We start from the raw sequence: 20,476 nt of genomic DNA, 5'->3' as shown, positions 1-20,476 counted from the left end.
TGCCAGAAGAAGCAAAAAGGTAAAGTTAAAGGCATGATAAGAAAAGCTTCTTGATGGGATATTTTCGTTGGATGGATGGTTCATAAGTTAGATTCAACTTTCATGTAAATGCAGGGTTTATAGTTAAAAAACAGATCGAGTTGTTGATAATAAATGTAACATAAAACAGGTAAATCAGCAAGAAAGATATGCTTACATGAAAATTAAAAAAAAAAAATTTCACAAATTCTTCATAAAAAATTAGCACTCTACACTTGACAGTGCTAACAACAAGTGTTATATTACTGCTAGAACAAAAGAAGACCAAAAGGTTTTCACAGATTGTTCGAAAGGAGGCAGGTTTATGAATATCAGTAAATTTACCCAGAAGTCTCTGGAAGCCGTTCAAAATACGGAAAAGCTGGCGTATGAATATGGAAACCAGCAGATTGATCAGGAACATTTGCTGTACAGTCTTTTGACTGTGGAAGACAGCTTGATTTTTAAATTAATAACAAAGATGGGAATCTCGGGCGACCAGTTCCGTGATGAGGTGCAGCAGGCGATTGGAAAGCTGCCGAAGGTATCCGGCGGTCAGGTGTATTTCTCCAACGATGCCAACAAGGTGCTGGTGAACGCGGAGGACGAAGCCAAAGCGATGGGGGACGAGTATGTTTCCGTCGAGCACTTATTTCTGGCGATGTTAAAACAGCCGAATAAGGCGGTCAAGGAACTGTTCCGTCTCTACGGAATTACGAAAGAGAGCTTTTTGCAGGCGCTTTCGACAGTGCGCGGCAACCAGCGTGTCGTCAGCGATAATCCTGAGGCAACGTATGACACTTTAAATAAATACGGTTACGATCTGGTGGAACGTGCGAGAGATCAGAAGCTCGATCCGGTCATCGGCCGTGACGGTGAGATCCGTAATGTGGTTATGATTCTCTCCAGAAAGACGAAAAACAACCCGGTTCTGATTGGTGAACCTGGCGTTGGTAAGACAGCCGTTGTTGAAGGACTGGCACAGCGTATCGTGCGCGGCGATGTCCCGGAGGGCTTGAAGGACAAGAAATTGTTTGCCCTGGATATGGGTGCTCTGATGGCGGGCGCGAAGTACCGCGGCGAGTTCGAAGAGAGACTGAAAGCGGTGCTTGACGAGGTCAAGAAGAGCGAGGGACAGATTATTCTGTTTATCGATGAGCTGCATACGATCGTCGGCGCGGGCAAATCCGAGGGCGCGATGGACGCCGGGAATATGCTGAAGCCTATGCTGGCTAGAGGTGAACTGCACTGTATCGGTGCGACGACCCTGGATGAGTACCGTAAATACATCGAAAAAGATGCAGCTCTGGAACGTCGTTTCCAGCCGGTTCACGTTGATGAGCCGACCGTGGAAGATACGATTTCCATTCTGCGTGGTCTGAAAGAGAGATATGAGGTTTACCACGGGGTCAAGATTACCGACTCTGCGCTTGTATCGGCGGCAATCCTCTCGGATCGTTATATCACGGATCGTTTCCTTCCGGATAAGGCGATCGATCTGGTTGATGAAGCGTGCGCGATGATCAAGACAGAGATGGATTCAATGCCGGCGGAGCTGGATGAACTGTCGAGACGTATCATGCAGCTGCAGATTGAAGAGGCTGCGCTTAAGAAAGAGACTGACCGCTTAAGTCAGGATCGCCTGGCAGAACTGCAGAAAGAACTGGCAGAGCTCAAGAGCAGCTTTTCGACCCAGAAAGCCCAGTGGGAGAATGAAAAATCTTCCGTTGATAAGCTGTCCAAACTGCGTGAAGAGATTGAGCATGTAAATGGCGAGATTCAGGCAGCGCAGCAGGCATATGACCTCAACAAAGCGGCTGAACTCCAGTACGGCAAGCTGCCGGAACTGCAGAAACAGTTGGCGGAAGAGGAAGAGAAAGTGAAAAATCAGGATCTCAGTCTGGTACATGAGAGTGTCACCGAGGATGAGATTGCCCGGATTATTTCGAAGTGGACCGGTATTCCGGTTGCCAAACTGACCGAGAGCGAGCGCAGCAAGACCCTGCATATGGACGAACTGTTGCATAAACGTGTCATCGGACAGGATGAGGGCGTTACCAAGGTAACGGAGGCGATTATCCGTTCCAAAGCGGGCATCAAGGATCCGACGAAACCAATCGGTTCGTTCCTGTTCCTAGGTCCGACCGGTGTCGGCAAGACAGAGCTTGCAAAAGCGCTGGCGGAGGCATTGTTTGATGATGAGAACAACATGGTTCGTATCGATATGAGTGAATACATGGAGAAACATTCCGTTTCCCGTCTGATCGGAGCGCCGCCAGGATATGTCGGATATGACGAGGGCGGTCAGCTGACCGAGGCAGTACGGCGCAAACCGTATTCCGTTGTCCTCTTCGATGAGGTTGAGAAAGCGCACCCGGATGTATTTAACGTCCTGCTGCAGGTTCTGGATGATGGACGTATCACGGATTCGACCGGCAAAACTGTCGATTTCAAGAATACGATCCTGATTATGACCTCCAACATCGGTTCCCAGTATCTGCTGGACGGCATCGATGAAAAGGGACAGATCAAGCCGGAGGCGGAAAGCTCCGTTATGCATGACTTGAGAGCTCACTTCCGTCCTGAGTTCCTGAACCGTCTGGATGAGATTATTCTCTTTAAGCCGCTGACGAAAGGCAACATCGGAGGCATCATTGAGCTTCTGATTGCAGATGTCAACAAACGTCTGGCGGATAAGGAATTAAAGATTGCCCTGACGGACGAGGCAAAGGATTTCATCATTGAAAATGGCTACGATCCGGTTTACGGTGCAAGACCGCTGAAACGGTACCTGCAGAAGAACGTTGAGACACTGGCAGCGAAGCTGATTCTGGCGGACGGCGTCCGTGCGGGCGATACGATAGAGATCGGGCTTTCGGATGGCAAGCTGACGGCTTCGGCTGTCCATAGCGCGTAAGCGGAAAACGTCTTACGGCGGATTTATAACTATTATATAGAAGAAACAATAGGGCGCGGAGAAGTGCGAAAGAGCTTCCTCTGCGCTCTTTTTATGTATTTCTGAGATTTTCACAGTCTTGACATTGCCCGGCAACTTTACTAAAATGATTCCATAATGACCGGACTATATCATTTGTTCCGGAAGTCAGTCAGATGAGGAGAAGATGAGATGAAAATTGCGATTGGAAATGACCATTCGGCGGTAGAACTGAAGAACATTATTGTGGATTTCCTGAAAGAAAAAGGAATCGAAGTGTTAAATCTGGGTACAGACAGCAGCGAGAGCTGTGATTATCCAGTTTACGGAGAGAAGGTAGGCCGTGCAGTTGTTTCCGGCGAAGCCGATCTGGGTATCGCAATCTGCGGTACCGGTCTTGGTATTTCACTGGCAGCTAACAAGGTAAAAGGCGTGCGCGCCTGCGTATGCAGCGAGCCGTACACAGCGGTGATGTCCCGCCGCCACAACGATGCCAATGTACTCTGCTTCGGCGCCCGCGTGGTAGGAAGTGAGCTTGCGAAGATGATCGTTGACGAGTGGATCAACGCAGAATTTGAGGGCGGACGCCATCAGAGACGCGTGGATATGATTATGGCGATTGAGGAGAAAGACTGATTCAGAGTCAGAGGTAACGGATGAAATCATAAGGCAGGCTGACAGCAGGATGCGGGATGCCTGTGAGAACAAAAAGAGGCAGCTGTAAAGAGAGGGAGCAGCTGCGAAAAGAACAGGAGGAAGCAGGAAATGATCACAGAAGATATTCGCTACATCGGTGTAAACGACCATGACATTGACTTGTTTGAGGGGCAGCATCAGGTGCCAAATGGTATTTCATATAACTCATACGTGATTATGGATGAAAAGATCGCGATCATGGATACGGTAGACAAGCGCAAACAGACGGAATTTCTGGGAAATCTGGAAACCGCACTGGCTGGAAGAACCCCGGATTATCTGGTAATCAGCCACATGGAGCCGGATCATGCATCAAGTATCCAGCAGTCGTAGAACGGTACCCGGAAATCACACTGGTAGGCAATGCGAAGACATTTCCGATGCTGAAACTGTACTTTGATCTTGATACCAGCCGTGCGCTGACGGTCAAGGAGGGCGATACCCTGAAACTGGGGCGCCATGAGCTGACGTTCATCATGGCACCGATGGTACACTGGCCGGAAGTTATGGTAAGCTATGATTCCTTCGACAAGGTGCTGTTCAGCGCCGACGGTTTCGGCAAGTTCGGTGCGCTTGATGTGGATGAGGACTGGGACTGCGAGGCGAGACGGTATTATTTCAATATTGTAGGAAAATATGGAATGCAGGTGCAGGCACTTCTTAAGAAAGCAGCCGGTCTTGAGATCCAGATTATCTGCCCGCTGCATGGACCGGTTCTGAAAGAAACGATCGGTCATGTGCTTGAAAAATACCAGATTTGGAGCAGCTACGGCGTTGAGTCTGAGGGTGTATTTATCGCATATGCGTCCCTGCATGGCAACACCGAGGATGCGGCGAAGAAATGCAAGGAAATTCTTGAGAAAAAAGGATGCCCGAAGGTGGCAATCGCGGATCTGGCGCGCGGTGATATGGCGGAGGCGCTGGAAGATGCATTCCGGTATGGAAAAATTGTATTGGCAGCACCGTCCTATGACGCGGGTGTGATGCCGGTTATGGCAGATTTCCTGCACCACTTACAGAGCAAGAATTACCAGAAACGCACCGTTGCCCTGATTGAAAACGGTTCCTGGGCGCCGAGTGCAGCGCGCACGATGAAGGGAATGCTGGATGCGATGAAGGAGATCACGGTGGTTGAACCGATCGTTACGGTTCGCGGGGCGCTCAAGGAGAGCGATATTCCGTCGCTGGAGCAGATGGCGGAAGCGCTGCTGGCATAAGAAGCGTCTGGTGACAGTATTTAATGAGACCTGAAAAAGGCTTTTTTAAATAAAAAATCCGGAGAGACAAAAGTGTGGTTTTATATTTATATATGAAAAATCCACTTGATGATTTTGTATGGATGACAGAAAAAGAATAGGAGAAACAGACATGGTAGATGAGGTAATGAAGTTCATTACAGAGGCAGACCCGGAAGTGGGAGAAGCCATTGAAGCAGAGGCAGCCCGTCAGAGAAGAAACCTGGAGCTGATCGCGTCGGAGAATATTGTATCGGAGCCGGTTATGATGGCGATGGGATCGGTATTAACCAACAAATATGCGGAGGGATATCCGGGAAAACGTTACTACGGCGGATGCCAGTGTGTCGATGTTGTAGAGTCCATCGCGATCGAGAGAGCGAAAAAACTGTTTGGCTGTGATTATGCAAACGTACAGCCGCATTCCGGCGCGCAGGCAAACATGGCGGTATTTATCGCAATGCTGAAACCGGGTGATACTGTTATGGGCATGAACCTGGATCACGGCGGACATCTGACACACGGAAGCCCTGTCAATTTCTCCGGTTTATATTTCAACATTGTGCCGTATGGTGTCGATGACAATGGCGTGATTGATTACGAAGAGGTAGAGCGCATTGCACTGGAAGCAAAACCGAAGCTGATCATTGCAGGTGCAAGTGCCTATGCAAGAGAGATTGATTTCAAACGTTTCCGTGAAATTGCAGACAAAGTAGGCGCATACCTGATGGTCGATATGGCTCATATCGCTGGTCTGGTAGCAGCCGGTCTTCACCAGAGCCCGATTCCGTATGCAGATGTTGTTACGACAACCACTCATAAGACACTGCGCGGACCGAGAGGTGGTCTGATTCTGGCAAATAAGGAAGCAGCTGAGAAGTTCAACTTCAACAAGGCGATTTTCCCGGGAACCCAGGGCGGTCCGTTAGAGCACATCATTGCTGGCAAGGCAGTCTGCTTCGGCGAGGCGCTGAAACCAGAATTTAAAGAGTATCAGCTTCAGGTAAAGAAGAATGCAGCAGCGCTGGCAGCCGCACTTCAGAAGCAGGGATTCAAGATTCTAACCGGCGGAACCGATAACCACCTGATGTTAGTTGATCTGCGCGGCATGGATATTTCCGGTAAAGAGCTGCAGAACCGCTGCGATGAAGTATACATCACCCTGAACAAAAACACCGTTCCGAACGACCCGAGAAGCCCGTTTGTTACTTCTGGTGTCCGCATCGGTACTCCGGCTGTTACCACCCGTGGACTGAAAGAAGAGGACATGGAAGTGATTGCAGAGTGCATCTGGCTGGCAGCTACCGACTTCGAGAACAAGGCAGATTACATCCGTGCGGAAGTGACGAAACTGTGTGAGAAGTATCCGTTATATAAATAAGTAGAGAAGAATATGGAGCGAAAAATTTGCCAGTCTATAGATTCAGAAAAATGCTGGAAAATTAATGCACATATAACAATAAGAAAAAGGCTGTATTGCCTGCCGCATGGAAGCGCGCGGTAGGTGATACAGCCTTTTCTATTCCAACCATTTTTCCTAGAAATTAAGTTTTTGTCCAATTCCTTTTTCCAATGCTTTTTCATAGATAAGCTGTGCCGTCCGCACATCAAAGAGTCCCATGCCGACGGATTTAAAGCAGCGGGTCTCGTTCTGCTCATGCGGATGTCCCTGCTTGGTATCTTCGATCAGATCCTCGATAAAGTGGACGCGCTTCTGTGTCAGAACGCCCTTTTCCAGCGGAATTTTCAGATCGCCGCTCTCCTCGCAGGCATACGGAAGCTCGGTGTACGCGTTCTTGACGAGTTTCCACACCGCATCCGGCAGTTCGCGCCGTTCCGGACGCCAGGAGCCGATGGCAACAAAGCATTTGCCGCGAAGCAGCTCTTCATCATCCGGGTAGACCGGATCGACCGCCTGGGTGGCGGAGATCAGGACGCGGCTGTGCTCAGCCAGTTCACGGGTATCCGCGCAGGTATGAATCTGGATGGAGTTTTTTCCAAACGATGCCAGACGCGCCGATAAGCGCTCGATAAAGCCGGAAAGATCCTTAGCGTATGCGTCATACAGATAAATATCTGTGATCGGGCGCACCTCGCAGGCATAGAGAAGCTGGTGTAGTCCCTGCATACCGCAGCCAACCAGACCAACTGAGGCAGCATCCTCTGGAGCCAGATAGCGCAGTGCGACACCGCCGACCGCACCGGTCCGCATTGCGGTCAGGACACTTCCGTTCATAATCGCCTTCGGCAGACCGGTCTTTGCGTTATTTAAAATCATAAGTCCGTTCAGATACGGAATTCCCAGAGAGGGATTGTCCGGAAATTCGGATAACATCTTTGTACCGATGACGGAATCCAGAAAACACGGCATATAGAGCATCATATTTTTATCACGCTGTGCGATAAAACGATCCGGCATCTTATAATTGCCGCTTTTGTGAATCGCATACGCATCTTCGATCGCGTCCATGACATCCTCTAAGGTGACGGACTGCCACATTTCTTGTTCGCTGAGAAATAACATATCAAAACCTCCTGAATATTTATGAATGAAATAAAACATATATACTAAAAATGGATTTATCACAAATCAAATGTGGTTTGTATGGTTGGATTGTAGCAGTTTCACGTTTCATTGTCAAGATGAAAACAGAATAAACCGGCAATCTCTGGATGCGGCGTCTGTAGGACTCCAGAACATCACAGGACTTGCCTGCGATCCGGTCGGAAACCGTGTTGAATGGCCATGTCTCGGCAAAAATATCATGGGAGGAAGCAATGCGCTCGCCAGCGCCAATATGATTCTGGCAGGCTACGACAAGATGATCCCGCTGGATGAGACAATCGGCGCGATCTATGAGATCGGTCTGTCGCTGCCGCTGGAACTGCGTTGTACCTTTGGTGGTCTGGGTAAGACAAAGACTGCCCGGGAGATTCTGAAGCGGTCCGACGCGCATTTTCCGGGGGAAGAGGCGCGGTAGGTGTAATTCGAAACATCGTGAAAGGACAGTTACAGTTTGTGTAAGGTGCGTACTGTAAGGTGGCATATCTTTTTAAGATCTGAAATAAAAATTGATTAAATAACTCTATAGAGATATAATATTAATAAAAAATATCTCTATAGAGTTATTTTCATTAAAACGAATCTATTTTTTATATACCACATGTTTCTACTTGCTCCCATAATAGATAAGGAGGTTCCTCAGAATGAGAAAAATTTTATATCACGGTTCCTTGGAAATTATTTCTACTCCTATGTATGGTCAGGGAAAGGTCTATAATGACTACGGACAGGGCTTTTATTGTACGGAGAGTCTGGAGCTGGCGAAGGAGTGGTCGTGCGCCGAGCGGGAGGACGGCTATGTGAATCAGTATGAAATGGATGAAACCGGTCTTTTGATTTTAAATTTGATGGAGAAGCACTACAGCGTTCTTCATTGGCTGGCGATTTTGATGAAATACCGGAAAATCCGCCTTTCTTCGGCGGTCATGAAACGGGGAAGAGAGTGGCTGCTGGAACATTTCCTCCCGGATGTGGACGGATATGATGTGGTGATTGGGTACCGGGCGGATGATTCGTATTTTTCATTTGCAAGGGCGTTTGTAAATAATGAAATATCGTTAGAGCAGCTTTCGTATGCGATGCGGCTGGGAAAATTGGGAGAGCAGTATGTATTAAAGAGTCAGAAGGCATTTCAGGCGATACACTTTCTTTCTTATGAAGGAGTAGATTCAGTGGAATATTATGTAAAACGAAGAGCCAGGGATGAGCAAGCTAGAAATGCATACCGGAAAAAGGTGGAAGAGGATGATATCGACGGTATTTATATGCGGGATTTGATTCGAGGGGAGGTGTCGGCTGAGGATGAGCGCTTATGGGATTGAATATCTGGATGATGCGATGAGAAATCTGGGGGAAATGACAGATTATGCGGTCAATGCCTGTGGGATGGATCTGGAAGATTTTTGGAAATTGTTTCTTACAACCGGGTATGCAGAAAAATTTGGGGAAGGTGTACCAAGAGTAGTGAGCGGCTTTTCTGGAACGGAGCTTGCGGAGGAAGTGCTTCGAAAAGCGGGAAAAAAGGACGAACTGCCGGAACCGCAGGTAGAATTTACCTGTTCCAGAGAGTATTGGAGTGGCTGGATACTGGCGTATTATCAGTGGTACAGTGAGAAGAAATTTAAGGAAATTGAAGCAGGGCTTCCGGTCCGGGAGGTTGTGGAAATGTATCCGGCACTTCATGAAGCTCCGGAGGATAAATTTGTTGAGGCGGCAGACAGAATCATTCGAAGAAAAGAGCAGGGGAAAAACGCGTTGCGGCGGATCCGGAAGATGGCGGGATATACCCAAAAGGATCTTTCAGAGCAATCGGGGGTTACGCTGCGGAGTATTCAGCAGTATGAACAGGGAAAAAAGAAGATTCAAAAAGCATCCGCAGAAACCGTGCGTGCGCTTGCACGGTCACTGGGATGCCAGATGGAAGATTTGCTGTAATTGCGAAGGAATTGGACAGTTTCAATTTGCTATAGCGCAGTCGCCTTCGGCAGACTAAAAATAAATTCCGTCCCCACGCCCTCGGTGCTGACAACGTCGATATTTTCCCCATGTGCCTGAACAATCTCTTTGACAATCGCAAGCCCCAGCCCGGTCCCCTTTTTATCTTTTCCGCGCGATAAGTCGGTCTTGTAGAAACGTTCAAAGATTTTCTTCTGGCTGTCCTTCGGGATGCCGATGCCGGTGTCTTTGACGGAAATGAAGATTTTTTCATACCGGATGGAGGTCTGGATGTAAATGATCGAATCCTCGTGGCTGAATTTGATCGCGTTGTCGATCAGGTTGTAGAGAACCTGCTGGATTTTTCCGAGATCGGCGTAGACCATCTGGATGCTATCCGCAAAGGTCAGGTCAAACGTGATGCCTTTCGCGCTGCACGTGCCCTCGAAGGTTGCGGCGGTATCCTTGATCGTCCGGTTGATATCGAAATTTGTCCGGGTTAAGTAGCCCTTGCTGTCCAAGGAGTTGAGCGTCAGCATGCCTTGGGTCAGCTTGTTAAGGCGCTCGGTCTCGGAAATGACGATGTGCAGGTATTTGTGATAGAGTTCCTGCGGGATTGTGCCATCGAGAATCGCCTCGAGATAGCCCTTGATGGAAGTCAGAGGCGAGCGGAAATCGTGCGATACGTTCGCAATGAAATTGTGCTGGTACTGTTCCATTTCATTTAACTCGCTGGACATATAGTTTAATGTGCTGGCGAGATAGCCGATCTCGTCATGGGTGGTAATCGGGATATTGTGTGCCAGGTTTCCGGCTGCATATTCATTGGCTGCGACCGTAATCTTTTTGAGCGGGAAATAGACCACTTTTGTAAAAACAAGAAGCACCACCAGGGATAGGAAGAACAGGATGATCGATGTTATGTAAATAATATTTAGAAATCCGTTCTGTTCCGCCTCAATGTTCTGGATTGGCATATGAATCACGATGTAGCCGTAGGTCTTCATATTGCCTGTGATCGGGGCGGAAACGGAGAGTACTTTGCTGTCAAACAGGTTGTAATACTGTCCGATGGAATAGAGCCGGTTGCCCTGTGCGGTCGGGTCGAAATCGTCGATTGCGATGCCGGTACGACTGTCGCTGCTGTCCGCAACGATGGTGCCCTCATGGTTCAGGATCCAGATATCCGATTGCAGATAGGCGGAAACCGCCTCGAGCTGTGGGTATGCCGAGTCGAGATTGATGGTTTTGCCCTCGTAGGCTTTGCTGCACCGATCGGCAATCATGGTCGCCTCGTCATACAGAACCTCCGATTCGCGTTCCACCAGATGGTGGTAGGTCATCTCAGATGAGATGGTCGCGATCGTGATGAATCCAAGCAGACCGAAGATGAGATAGCCGATCAGCAGTTTATAATAAAGAGAATGTGTGTAGTGGTTTGATTTCATGGTAAACCTCCGGTTACCTCTTCACGTAACAGTTCAGTTCCTTTACTAACAGTTACCGTTTTACCTCAAATTTATATCCAATCCCCCAGACGGTCGTCAGCGCCCACTTGTCGTTGCCCTTGATTTTTTCACGGAGCCGCTTGATATGGACATCTACCGTCCGCGTGTCGCCGATGTATTCATATCCCCAGATATGGTCGAGAAGTTGCTCCCTTGTGAATACCTGGTTTGGTGAGGACGCGAGGAAATAGAGCAGTTCCAGTTCCTTCGGCGGCAGCTCGATCGAGTGTCCGTTGTAAATGACGGAGTAGTTCGTCAGGTTGACGATGAGATCCGGATATTCGACAAAATTGCCATGCTGTTCGGTCACGGACGATGCAGGCATCTGCACCGGCAGCTGGTAGCGCCGCAGAACGGCTTTGACTCTGGCAACCAACTCTTTCGAATCGAATGGTTTGATCATGTAGTCATCGGCGCCCAGCTCCAGCCCCAGCACCTTATCAAAGATTTCGCCCTTGGCGGAGAGCATGATGATTGGCACCTGGGAGGTACTTCGCAGTTCCCGGCAGACCTGATAGCCGTCGATGCCCGGAAGCATCAGATCAAGGAGAATCAGGTTGGGCTGAAATTCGGGAAATACCCGGAGAGCTTCTTCCCCGTCTCCGACAATTTTCGTTTCAAAACATTCTTTCGTCAGGTAAAGTGAGATTAGTTCAGCAATGTTGTAGTCGTCATCTACGATGAGAATGCGCTGCTTTTCAGCCATGTTGATTCCTCCTGTTTTTTTGGATATTTGTAACTGTTCAGTACCTGAACAGTTATGGATATTTCTTATTTAAATGTCACGATTGTAACGCCTGTATCGCCTTCGCCAAACTCGCCAAGCCGGTATTCCTTGACATAGCTTAATTTCTTCAAGTGGCGGTGTACGCCCGCTTTCAAAGCGCCGGTTCCACGACCATGTACGACGCGGACCTGCGGAAGATGCGCCAGGTAGGCATCATCCAGGTATTTGTCGAGTACCGGGATCGCCTCATCGACGGTCATGCCAATCAGGTTGACCTCCGGCGATACGCTGAAGGACTTGGACATCTTGATCTTGCTGCTTCCGCTTCCGGATCCGCGGGAACCACCCGTATGCGTGCCGGAAAGTCCCGGTCCGGTGATGGATGCTTCCTCGACCATTTCCAGATCGCGGATATTGACGAGGGAGCGCAGAATTCCCATCTGTACATACAGATCGCCCTTGGCGTTCGGCAGGGAGCTGACGGTTCCCTTTAAATTCATCGAGAGAACGCGCACGGTATCGCCGAGACGCAGCTTTTTCGCGGAAACGGCTTTTTTCGGTGCGGCGGTTTTCTTAACTGCCAGTTTCTTGTCTACATCCTGGATCTTGCCGCGTAGCTTGGTCCGCTCAGCTTCCAGTTCTTTATTGACGCCGGAAGACTTGGCAAGCTTGTTGATGTTGCGGATCGTCTGATCGGCGGTGTCCTTCGCATCCTGAAGGATCTTCTGAGCTTCCTCGCGGGCTTTGGAAAGCATTTTTTCCTTCTGCTCGGAGAAACGTTCTTCCTTCTGCTGGAGGCGGTTCTTCAGCGTTTCAATTTCCTGTTTATAGGAGGCGATCTCTTCGCGCTCTTTTTCAATGGTCACGCGGCTGTTTTCCAGATTGGCAAGCAGATCCTCGAAGGATTCGTCCTTCTGCTCCATCTGGTTTTTCGCCTCGTCGATGATATATCCGGCAGCCCCAGCTTGCGGGAAATGGCAAATGCATTACTTTTTCCTGGAATACCGATGAGCAGGCGGTAGGTCGGGCGGAGAGTCTCGACGTTGAACTCGCAGCAGGCATTTTCAACGCCTGGCGCGGTCAGCGCAAAGACTTTTAATTCGCTGTAATGCGTGGTTGCGATCGTCCGGCAGGTCATGTTGTGCAGGAAATTTAAAACCGCAATCGCCAGCGCCGCGCCCTCGGTCGGGTCGGTACCGGAACAGAGCTCATCGAAGAGACAGAGCGAATTGGCGTCCGCCTCATTTAAAATCGAAACGATATTCGTCATATGGGCGGAGAATGTACTCAGATTCTGCTCGATGCTCTGCTCATCGCCAATGTCGGCAAATACATTGTCAAAAACAGCCAACTCGGATCCCTCAAATGCCGGGATATGGAGTCCTGACTGCCCCATCAGGGTAAAGAGTCCGACGGTTTTTAAAGAAACGGTTTTACCACCCGTGTTTGGACCCGTCACAATCAGAAGGTCAAACGAATCGCCAACCCAGATGTTGATCGGAACGACCTGTTTCGGATTTAAGAGCGGATGGCGTCCGTCCTTGATATTGATATACCGTTTGTTGTTAAATTTCGGTTCCACGCAGTTATAGTGGCGGGAAAGAGCTGCCTTTGCGAAAATGAAATCGAGCTCTGCCAGAATCGAAAGATCCGAGAGGATCGCGTCGGTGTAAGGCATAAGCTGGCTGGAAAGAGCTGCCAGAACAAATTCAATTTCCCGTTTTTCCTGGATTTCCAGCTCGCGCAGTTCGTTGTTCAGCTTGACGATCGCGAGCGGCTCGATAAATACAGTCGAACCGGTTGAGGACTGGTCGTGCACCATGCCTGGTACCTGGGATTTATACTCAGCCTTGACCGGCAGGCAATAGCGCCCGTCGCGCATTGTGATGACGGCATCCTGTAAATAGGTCCGGCTGGAATTTAAAATAGAATTTAACTGGGTATGGACGCGTCCGCCCACGATCTTCATGGAGCGGCGCACTTTGGCAAGTCCCGGACTTGCGTCATCGCTGACCTCATCCTCGGATGGCAGGCAGCGCTTGATCTCATTGTTGACCGGCGTCAGCGGATCCAGGGCGCGGAAGCGCTCATCAAGGGAATCATCTGGAAATTCTTCGGATTTCTCATGGCGTCCGTAGCTCTGCGCGCGGGCAGCGACTGTCAGCAGGGAGCTGACAGAGAGAAGCTCCGGGATCCCCAGGGAACTTCCGATTTCCAGACGTTTCATGGAACCACGCACATCCTTCACGCCGCCGAAGGAGAGACTTCCCTTCATGCGGACGCGCGTCAGGGCATCGGTCGTCTCCGTCTGGCTTTGCCGGATCGTCCCCAGATCACAGGACGGCTGCAGTTCCCGGCACATCTGTTTTCCCATCTCCGTGGAGGCGTACTCCGTGAGCTGGTCGATGATCTTTGTATATTCGAGAGTTTTTAATGCTTTTTCATTCATGTTGTGGTAATCCTCTTAATTTAAATGGTGTTCACATGATACCGTGACCACTAAATTCGTGAAAGACCTCATTAAGTGGTCAGGTATAAGTTCTCACTAGACTCGAAAAGACCTCGTCAAGTGTTCACATTATATCACATTCCCCGCCGTCTAGCCAAGCATTCGCACTTTTTTCTTGCATAACCTTAAGAAGGAAAGTATAATTAGGATATGTTATGCAAAGGGGAAAGTGAAATGCCGGATTCAGAAGAACTTGAAAAAAAGGAAAAACGGGAATTCATGAGAGAAACGATAGTGAAGCCGCCGCTGACCAGAAAACAGATTGCGAAGCGGGTGGCTCTCTTTGTATGCGCGTCAGCCGCATTTGGAGGAGTCGCGGCGGTTTCGTTTGCGGCGGTAAAGCCGTTTGCGGATCGGTGTTTTCAGGAAAATGGGATGCAGGAGACATCCTCAGTCGAGTTTTCCAAGGACGATCCGGACTCTGTTTCGCCGTCGGACGGTGCAGATGCGGATATGACAGCGCAGCCGGAACAAATGGAGCAGGAGATTGATGAGGCGGTCAGCGAGGCGCTTTCCAGCTATCAGTTTTCCGCAGACAATTTCAATTCGATGACGTCGGTATTGCGTGGAATCGGGGAACAGGGTGATAAGTCGATCGTGACGGTCAGCTCCGGCAAACAGGATACGGATATATTTGGAAATCCGGTGGAAAATACGGGTGATTATGCAGGTGCAGTCATCGCGGAGAGTGATGGAGAATTTCTGATCTTTACTTACGCCGATGCGGTGCGGGCGGCAGATTCGATCAATGTGAGATTTTCGGATGGAACGAAGATCGCTGGTACAGTGCGCCAGATTGACGAAGTGCTCGGAATGGCAGTTGTGGCGGTGCCGTCCGGCAATCTGCCGGAAGAAGAGCGGAAAAAGGTGCAGGTGCTTTCACTTGCCAATTCATATACGGTCAAGGCAGGCGATGTCCTCGTAGGTATCGGCGGTCCGTCCGGACAGGTGCATTCGCTTTCGTTCGGAACGGTATCCTACGTGGCGCGCAATGTGCAGATTACAGATGGACTGACGCGGATCCTGTATGCGGATATCAGCAGCAATTCGCAGACGGGTACCTTTTTGATCAATACAGCCGGAGAGATGGTCGGCTGGACATCGGAGTCCTGCCGCAGCGAGAGCTGTACGGATCGGACGGCGGCGTACACCATTTCCAGCTACAAGCCGATTCTGGAGCGGCTGACGAATGGCGCTTCGGCGGCATATCTGGGCATCCTGGGACAGGATGTGAGCCGTGCGATGCAGGGGAGCGGCATTCCGGCGGGCGTTTACGTGACGGAGGCAGTCTCCGGCAGCCCGGCATATGACGCTGGCATCCAGCCCGGCGATATTATTGTGAAATTTGGCACAAAGGAGATCGGAAGTTTCAAAGATCTCCAGGCGCAGATTGAAAATTCCGCGAGCGGCGTGTCTGTATCGGTAAATGTGATGCGGAAAGGGCGCGACGGATACACGGAAATTCCATTTTTGGTATCTCTGCGCGCCAGATAGAAATTCAGGAGGATATAGGCAGAATGAGATATATTGAACAGTTCCGGGAAGGAATGAGAGTCTCGGACGTATATTTATGTAAGACGAAACAGCACGCGGTGACGAAAAACGGAAAAGAGTACGCTTCCGTGCTGCTTCAGGATAAAACAGGCACGGTAGACTGCAAAATCTGGGATTTAAGTTCCCCGGGCATCAATGATTTTGAGCCGCTGCAGTACGTCTATGTGGACGGCGATGTGACGGTTTTCCAGGGTTCCAACCAGTTAAATATCAAGCGCATACGCAAGGCGGACGAGGGCGAGTATCAGGAAAGCGATTACCTTCCGGTCAGCTCAAAGGATATCAAGATAATGTATCAGGAGCTGACGGCTCTGGTGCAGTCTTTCCAGAATCCGTACCTGAAAAAGCTGGCATCCAGCTATTTCCTGGAAGATAAGGCATTTGTGAAGAAATTCTGCTTCCATTCGGCGGCGAAGAGTGTGCATCATGGTTTTGTGGGCGGACTTTTGGAACATACGTTAAGTGTTATGAAACTCTGTGATTTCTACACGAAGTCATATCCGGCGCTGAACCGCGATCTGCTTCTGACGGCGGCGCTGTTCCACGACATCGGAAAAGTGCAGGAATTATCCTCATTTCCGGAAAATGATTATACGGACGACGGTCAGCTCTTAGGTCATATCGTGATCGGCACGATGATGGTTGCAGACCGTATTAAGGAGATTCCGGGATTCCCGGCAAAGACAGCGGCGGAGTTAAAGCACTGCATCCTTGCGCACCACGGCGAATTAGAGTACGGTTCCCCGAAGAAACCGGCGCTTCTGGAGGCGCTGGCATTGAATTTCGCGGACAATACCGATGCGAAGATGGAGACGATGCTGGAAGTCTTAAAGAGCGGCGGGGAGAATCCGGGCTGGCTCGGATATAACCGTTTCCTGGAGACGAATGTGAGAAAGACGACGCCGACGGAATAATAATAAGATAACAGACATCTAAAATGAGTCTAAATGTATATAAGAAAAAGAAAACAGCGCTGCACAAGCAGATGCTGCCTTGCAGAAGCGGGGGAACGAAAAAATAGGAATCAGGACTCACCACCTAAAGAGGTGGGAGTCTTCTCGTTTCATAGGGAATTGCGTCCTATGAAACAAAAAAACGCTCCGCGGGATGCGCACTCGCGCGAAGAAGAAACATGTCGCAAGCGACCGCGCCCGGCACGAGAATGTGCCAAGGCACATTCTTTTTTAACTGAGATAAATAAGAAAAATGGAGAAGGATACCAGGAAGGTACAGCGGTTCAGCAGGGACCGCACTTTTCTGATATCCTTTTGTTTCATAAGGAAAAATATAGGGGTACAACAGAAAATATGAAAAAACGAGAAAATACAGGCAAAATCATTGGAAAGGTGTTCGGAGAAGCCAGGGCACTTGGCGTCACTGCCTTAGCGGCGGCAGTCATGCTTTCCGGATGCGGAAACGCTGGAAATCAGGCGCAGAAAGGCGGTTCCGGCGCAGAACAGACGGAAAATGTTGAAAACGGCGAAAATGCAGCGGAAAATACCCAAATAAGCGTTATTATCGCGATGCCGCCGACTTCAGAGCCGGAGGCGGGCTTTGATCCGGCATATGGCTGGGGCGCGGGCGAGCATATGCATGAACCGCTGATCCAGAGCACCCTGACGGTGACAGAAGCAGATTTGAGTATCGGGTATGATCTGGCGACAGATGTGGAGACCTCCGAGGATAGAATGACATGGACGGTGACGATCCGCGACGATGCGAAATTCACGGATGGCGAGGCGCTGACCGCGGAGGATGTGGCATTCACTTATAACACATTGAAAAAGACGAGTTCCGTCAACGATTTTTCAATGCTGAAACAGGCGGAGGCGATCGATGATGTGACGGTTGTGTTTGAGATGGAACGCCCGTTTGCTATCTGGTCATACACGATGGCGGTGACGGGAATTGTGCCGGAGCATGCATATGGAACGGATTACGGCACACATCCGATCGGTTCCGGGCGATATATCCTGAAACAGTGGGACAAGGGGCAGCAGGTGATTCTGGAAGCCAACCCGGATTATTATGGGGATGCGCCGAAGATGCGGCAGGTCACGATTCTCTTTATGGAAGAGGATGCGACATTTGCGGCGGTGCGCGCCGGGCAGGTGGATGTGGCGTACACGGCGGCGTCCTATGCAGACCAGTCGGTTCCAGAATTCAGTCTTTTGGACTGTGAGACGGTGGACAACCGTGGATTTAACCTCCCGGCAGTGCCGGAGACGGTACGGGAGGATGGCGTAAAAATCGGCAATGATTTTACCGCGGATGTGCAGGTGCGCCGGGCGATCAACCTGGCGATTGACCGGCAGGAAATGATCGATCATGTGTTAAATGGTTACGGCAGCCCGGCATATAGTGTCTGTGACAAGATGCCGTGGTACAACGATGAAATGGAGAACATTTCCTATGATGTGGAGAAGGCGGAAGAGATGCTGGATGCGGCGGGATGGAAGAAAAATGCTGACGGCATCCGCGAAAAGGATGGAGTGAAAGCCATTCTGGAATTTCTCTATCCGACCGGGGATTCGGTGCGTCAGGCGCTGGCAGCCGATACGGCGCAGCAGTTAAAAGAGATTGGAATTGACGCATCGATCCGCGGCACCGGCTGGGATACTGCGTATGACGAGGCACAGTCGCAGCCGCTTCTCTGGGGCTGGGGCGCGCACACGCCGATGGAATTTTATAATATTTACCATACAAAGGCAGATACGGGGCTGGCAGAATATTCGCCGTATGCGAATGAGACCGTGGACGCTTATATGGATGAGGCCCTGGCAGCACCGGATCTGGAAAGTTCGTATGAATTGTGGAAAAAGGCGCAGTGGGACGGCGAGACGGGCGTTTCAGCCGAGGGTGATCTTCCGTGGATCTGGCTGGTGAATGTCGATCATCTGTACTGGGTGAGAGACGGGCTTCATGTCGCAGAGCAGAAGGTGCATCCGCACGGTCACGGCTGGTCCATCGTCAACAATGTCGATCGGTGGTACTATGAGTAGGATGAAATGGTTTGGGCGCAGTCTGCTGCACCTGATTCTGCTGCTTTTGGCAGTCAGTCTGGTATCGTTTCTGCTGGTGTCGATGTCTCCGGTCGATCCGCTGCAGACGAATGTCGGGCAGACGGCGCTCGGCTCGATGGCGCCGGAGCAGATCGAGAAGCTGCAGGCGTACTGGGGCGTTGGTGTGCCGGTCTGGAAGCGCTTCTTTAACTGGATTTCGGGCATCTGTCATGGTGATTTTGGCATTTCCCTTCTGTACCGCAGACCGGTGCTGGAGGTGATCGCGGAAAAGGCGTCTGCGTCAGTGTGGCTCCTTCTGTCTGCGTGGCTGTTTTCGGGAATCGTGGGGATATTTTTAGGAATTGCAGCGGCGGCAAAACGGGGCAAGTGGGCGGATCGCCTGATTACGGGCTATTGCATCGTGATCGCGGGAACGCCGTCCTTCTGGCTGGCGCTGGTGCTGCTGCTTCTCTTTACAGTGCAGCTTCCCGTCTTCCCAATCGGGTTCAGTGTCCCGGTGGGAATGGCGGCGGACGAGGTCAGCCTGGCGGATCGCCTGTATCACGCATTTCTGCCGGCGTGTACGCTGGGACTGACAGGGATTTCTTCGATTGCGATGCACACGCGCGAAAAAGTGATTGAGATTCTGGAAAGTGATTACGTACTCTATGCGCGGGCGCGGGGCGAGAGCGGCTGGCGGCTGATTTTTCGGCATGGACTCCGCAACCTGCTTCTCCCGGTAATTACGCTCCAATTTGGCTCGATCAGCGAGATTTTCGGCGGTTCGGTGCTGGTGGAACAGGTCTTTTCCTATCCGGGACTCGGACAGGCGGCGGTCACGGCGGGGCTGGGAAGCGATATCCCGCTTCTGATGGGAATTACACTCATCAGTGCCGTGCTTGTATTTGCAGGAAATGCAGCGGCGGATGGGCTGTACCGGCTGGTCGATCCGAGACTTAGGAAAGGAGGCAGGGCATGAGAAAGAAAACACTCTGGCTGCTGGGAATTTCCCTCCTTTTCCTGATTCTGGTGACAGTGCTTGGAATCGTCTGGGAGGATGCCGCACAGCAGGTCGATTTTGCGAGAAAAAACCTGCCTCCGGGAACCGGCGGGCTGTTTGGAACCGACTGGATGGGGCGGAATATGCTGAAACGGACGGTTGCAGGGCTTTCTTTAAGCATCCGGCTGGGGCTTCTGACCGCGGCGATCAGCGCCGCGGTGGCATTGGCGCTTGCATTGCTGGCGTCGCTTGGCGGGGGACTGATGGATTCATTGGTATGCGGGCTGATTAATCTGGTAATGGGAATCCCGCACATGCTTCTCCTGATCCTGATTTCCTACAGTCTGGGAAAGGGATTCCGGGGTGTAGCAGCCGGGATTGCCCTGACGCACTGGGCGTCGCTGGCGAGACTTTTGCGGGCGGAAATCTTACAGATCCGGGACAGTCCGTATGTGCGGATCTCCGAAAAACTGGGGAAAAAGCCCTGGTGGATTGCCTGGAACCACATCGTCCCGCAGGTATCGCGGCAATTTGTGACCGGGTTAATTCTTCTCTTTCCCCATGCGATTCTGCATGAGGCGGGCGTGACCTTTCTGGGCTTCGGTCTTTCCTCCGAGCAACCAGCGATCGGTGTTATTTTATCCGAGAGTATGTCGTACCTGATTACCGGAAAATGGTGGCTGGCGCTCTTTCCGGGTGCGGTACTGGTGCTGGTAACGCTGGGATTTCAGGCGATCGGGCAGAGCCTGGGGCGGCTGATGGATCCGGGGAGCGCGCATGAGTAGAGGATGCTG

14 protein-coding genes and 2 pseudogenes are annotated in these 20,476 nt (G+C 50.6%); 12 read left to right on the top strand and 4 right to left on the bottom strand.

Annotation, left to right across the window (positions count from 1 at the left end; translation table 11 throughout):
* Positions 1-343: 343 nt before the first annotated feature.
* From clpB to glyA, 4 genes and pseudogenes are all read left to right on the top strand, one after another.
* Positions 344-2,935, top strand: a complete 2,592-nt coding sequence (clpB, locus tag DWX76_RS03595) for an ATP-dependent chaperone ClpB (protein ID WP_107001854.1) — start codon at positions 344-346, stop codon at positions 2,933-2,935.
* Positions 2,936-3,145: 210 nt separating this feature from the next.
* Positions 3,146-3,589 (top strand): ribose 5-phosphate isomerase B, encoded by a 444-nt coding sequence (rpiB, locus tag DWX76_RS03590; protein WP_022358818.1) that lies wholly within the window; start codon positions 3,146-3,148, stop codon positions 3,587-3,589.
* Between the two features lie 129 nt (positions 3,590-3,718).
* A pseudogene (locus DWX76_RS03585) lies at positions 3,719-4,866 on the top strand (FprA family A-type flavoprotein).
* Positions 4,867-5,017: 151 nt separating this feature from the next.
* A complete protein-coding gene (gene glyA, locus DWX76_RS03580; protein WP_022358816.1) occupies positions 5,018-6,265 on the top strand; it encodes a serine hydroxymethyltransferase in 1,248 nt (415 codons plus the stop codon).
* A gap of 156 nt (positions 6,266-6,421) precedes the next feature.
* Here the strand turns inward: glyA and DWX76_RS03575 are convergent, their stop codons facing one another.
* Positions 6,422-7,408: an ornithine cyclodeaminase family protein gene (locus tag DWX76_RS03575; RefSeq protein WP_182429720.1), complete on the bottom strand. Its 987-nt coding sequence runs from the start codon at positions 7,406-7,408 to the stop codon at positions 6,422-6,424.
* 85 nt (positions 7,409-7,493) lie between these two features.
* Between DWX76_RS03575 and DWX76_RS03570 the strand changes: the two genes are divergently transcribed.
* The 3 genes from DWX76_RS03570 (at position 7,494) to DWX76_RS03560 (ending at position 9,382) form a co-directional block, all read left to right on the top strand.
* On the top strand, positions 7,494-7,865 hold the full coding sequence (locus DWX76_RS03570) for an L-serine ammonia-lyase, iron-sulfur-dependent, subunit alpha (RefSeq protein WP_207664891.1): 372 nt from the start codon (positions 7,494-7,496) through the stop codon (positions 7,863-7,865).
* A gap of 226 nt (positions 7,866-8,091) precedes the next feature.
* Positions 8,092-8,769, top strand: a complete 678-nt coding sequence (locus DWX76_RS03565; RefSeq protein WP_107001858.1) for a DUF3990 domain-containing protein — start codon at positions 8,092-8,094, stop codon at positions 8,767-8,769.
* Positions 8,750-9,382 carry a helix-turn-helix domain-containing protein gene (locus DWX76_RS03560; RefSeq protein WP_022358806.1) on the top strand — a complete coding sequence of 211 codons (633 nt, stop codon included), beginning with the start codon at positions 8,750-8,752 and terminating at the stop codon, positions 9,380-9,382. The genes DWX76_RS03565 and DWX76_RS03560 overlap by 20 nt, the downstream gene beginning before the upstream one ends.
* 29 nt (positions 9,383-9,411) lie before the next feature.
* Here DWX76_RS03560 and DWX76_RS03555 read toward each other — a convergent pair whose 3' ends face one another.
* The 3 genes and pseudogenes from DWX76_RS03555 to DWX76_RS03545 all read right to left on the bottom strand — a co-directional run bounded on the left by DWX76_RS03555 (position 9,412) and on the right by DWX76_RS03545 (position 14,066).
* Positions 9,412-10,830 (bottom strand): sensor histidine kinase, encoded by a 1,419-nt coding sequence (locus DWX76_RS03555; protein WP_117796703.1) that lies wholly within the window; start codon positions 10,828-10,830, stop codon positions 9,412-9,414.
* A 52-nt stretch (positions 10,831-10,882) separates the two neighbouring features.
* Complete coding sequence (locus tag DWX76_RS03550; RefSeq protein WP_107001860.1) at positions 10,883-11,596, bottom strand: response regulator transcription factor; 714 nt, start codon at positions 11,594-11,596, stop codon at positions 10,883-10,885.
* A gap of 65 nt (positions 11,597-11,661) precedes the next feature.
* Positions 11,662-14,066 (bottom strand): annotated as a pseudogene (locus tag DWX76_RS03545) (endonuclease MutS2).
* 279 nt (positions 14,067-14,345) lie between these two features.
* On the opposite strand from DWX76_RS03545, the gene DWX76_RS03540 reads away from it, so the two are divergent.
* The 5 genes from DWX76_RS03540 (at position 14,346) to DWX76_RS03520 (ending at position 20,467) form a co-directional block, all read left to right on the top strand.
* Entirely contained in the window at positions 14,346-15,620 is a 1,275-nt protein-coding gene (locus tag DWX76_RS03540; protein ID WP_233430292.1) for a S1C family serine protease, read from the top strand.
* Positions 15,621-15,643: 23 nt separating this feature from the next.
* Complete coding sequence (locus tag DWX76_RS03535) at positions 15,644-16,594, top strand: 3'-5' exoribonuclease YhaM family protein (RefSeq protein ID WP_118570131.1); 951 nt, start codon at positions 15,644-15,646, stop codon at positions 16,592-16,594.
* Positions 16,595-16,987: 393 nt separating this feature from the next.
* Positions 16,988-18,682, top strand: a complete 1,695-nt coding sequence (locus DWX76_RS03530) for an ABC transporter substrate-binding protein (protein WP_118570155.1) — start codon at positions 16,988-16,990, stop codon at positions 18,680-18,682.
* Positions 18,603-19,661 (top strand): ABC transporter permease, encoded by a 1,059-nt coding sequence (locus tag DWX76_RS03525; protein WP_412693977.1) that lies wholly within the window; start codon positions 18,603-18,605, stop codon positions 19,659-19,661. The genes DWX76_RS03530 and DWX76_RS03525 overlap by 80 nt, the downstream gene beginning before the upstream one ends.
* Entirely contained in the window at positions 19,658-20,467 is an 810-nt protein-coding gene (locus tag DWX76_RS03520) for an ABC transporter permease (protein ID WP_118570130.1), read from the top strand. The genes DWX76_RS03525 and DWX76_RS03520 overlap by 4 nt, the downstream gene beginning before the upstream one ends.
* Positions 20,468-20,476: the final 9 nt, after the last annotated feature.

Source organism: Clostridium sp. AF21-20LB, assembly GCF_003478795.1.
GTDB classification, from domain to species: Bacteria; Bacillota; Clostridia; order Lachnospirales; family Lachnospiraceae; genus Otoolea; species Otoolea fessa.
Note: the sequence above shows the minus strand (reverse complement) of the source record. Positions and strands in the feature narration are given on the sequence as shown.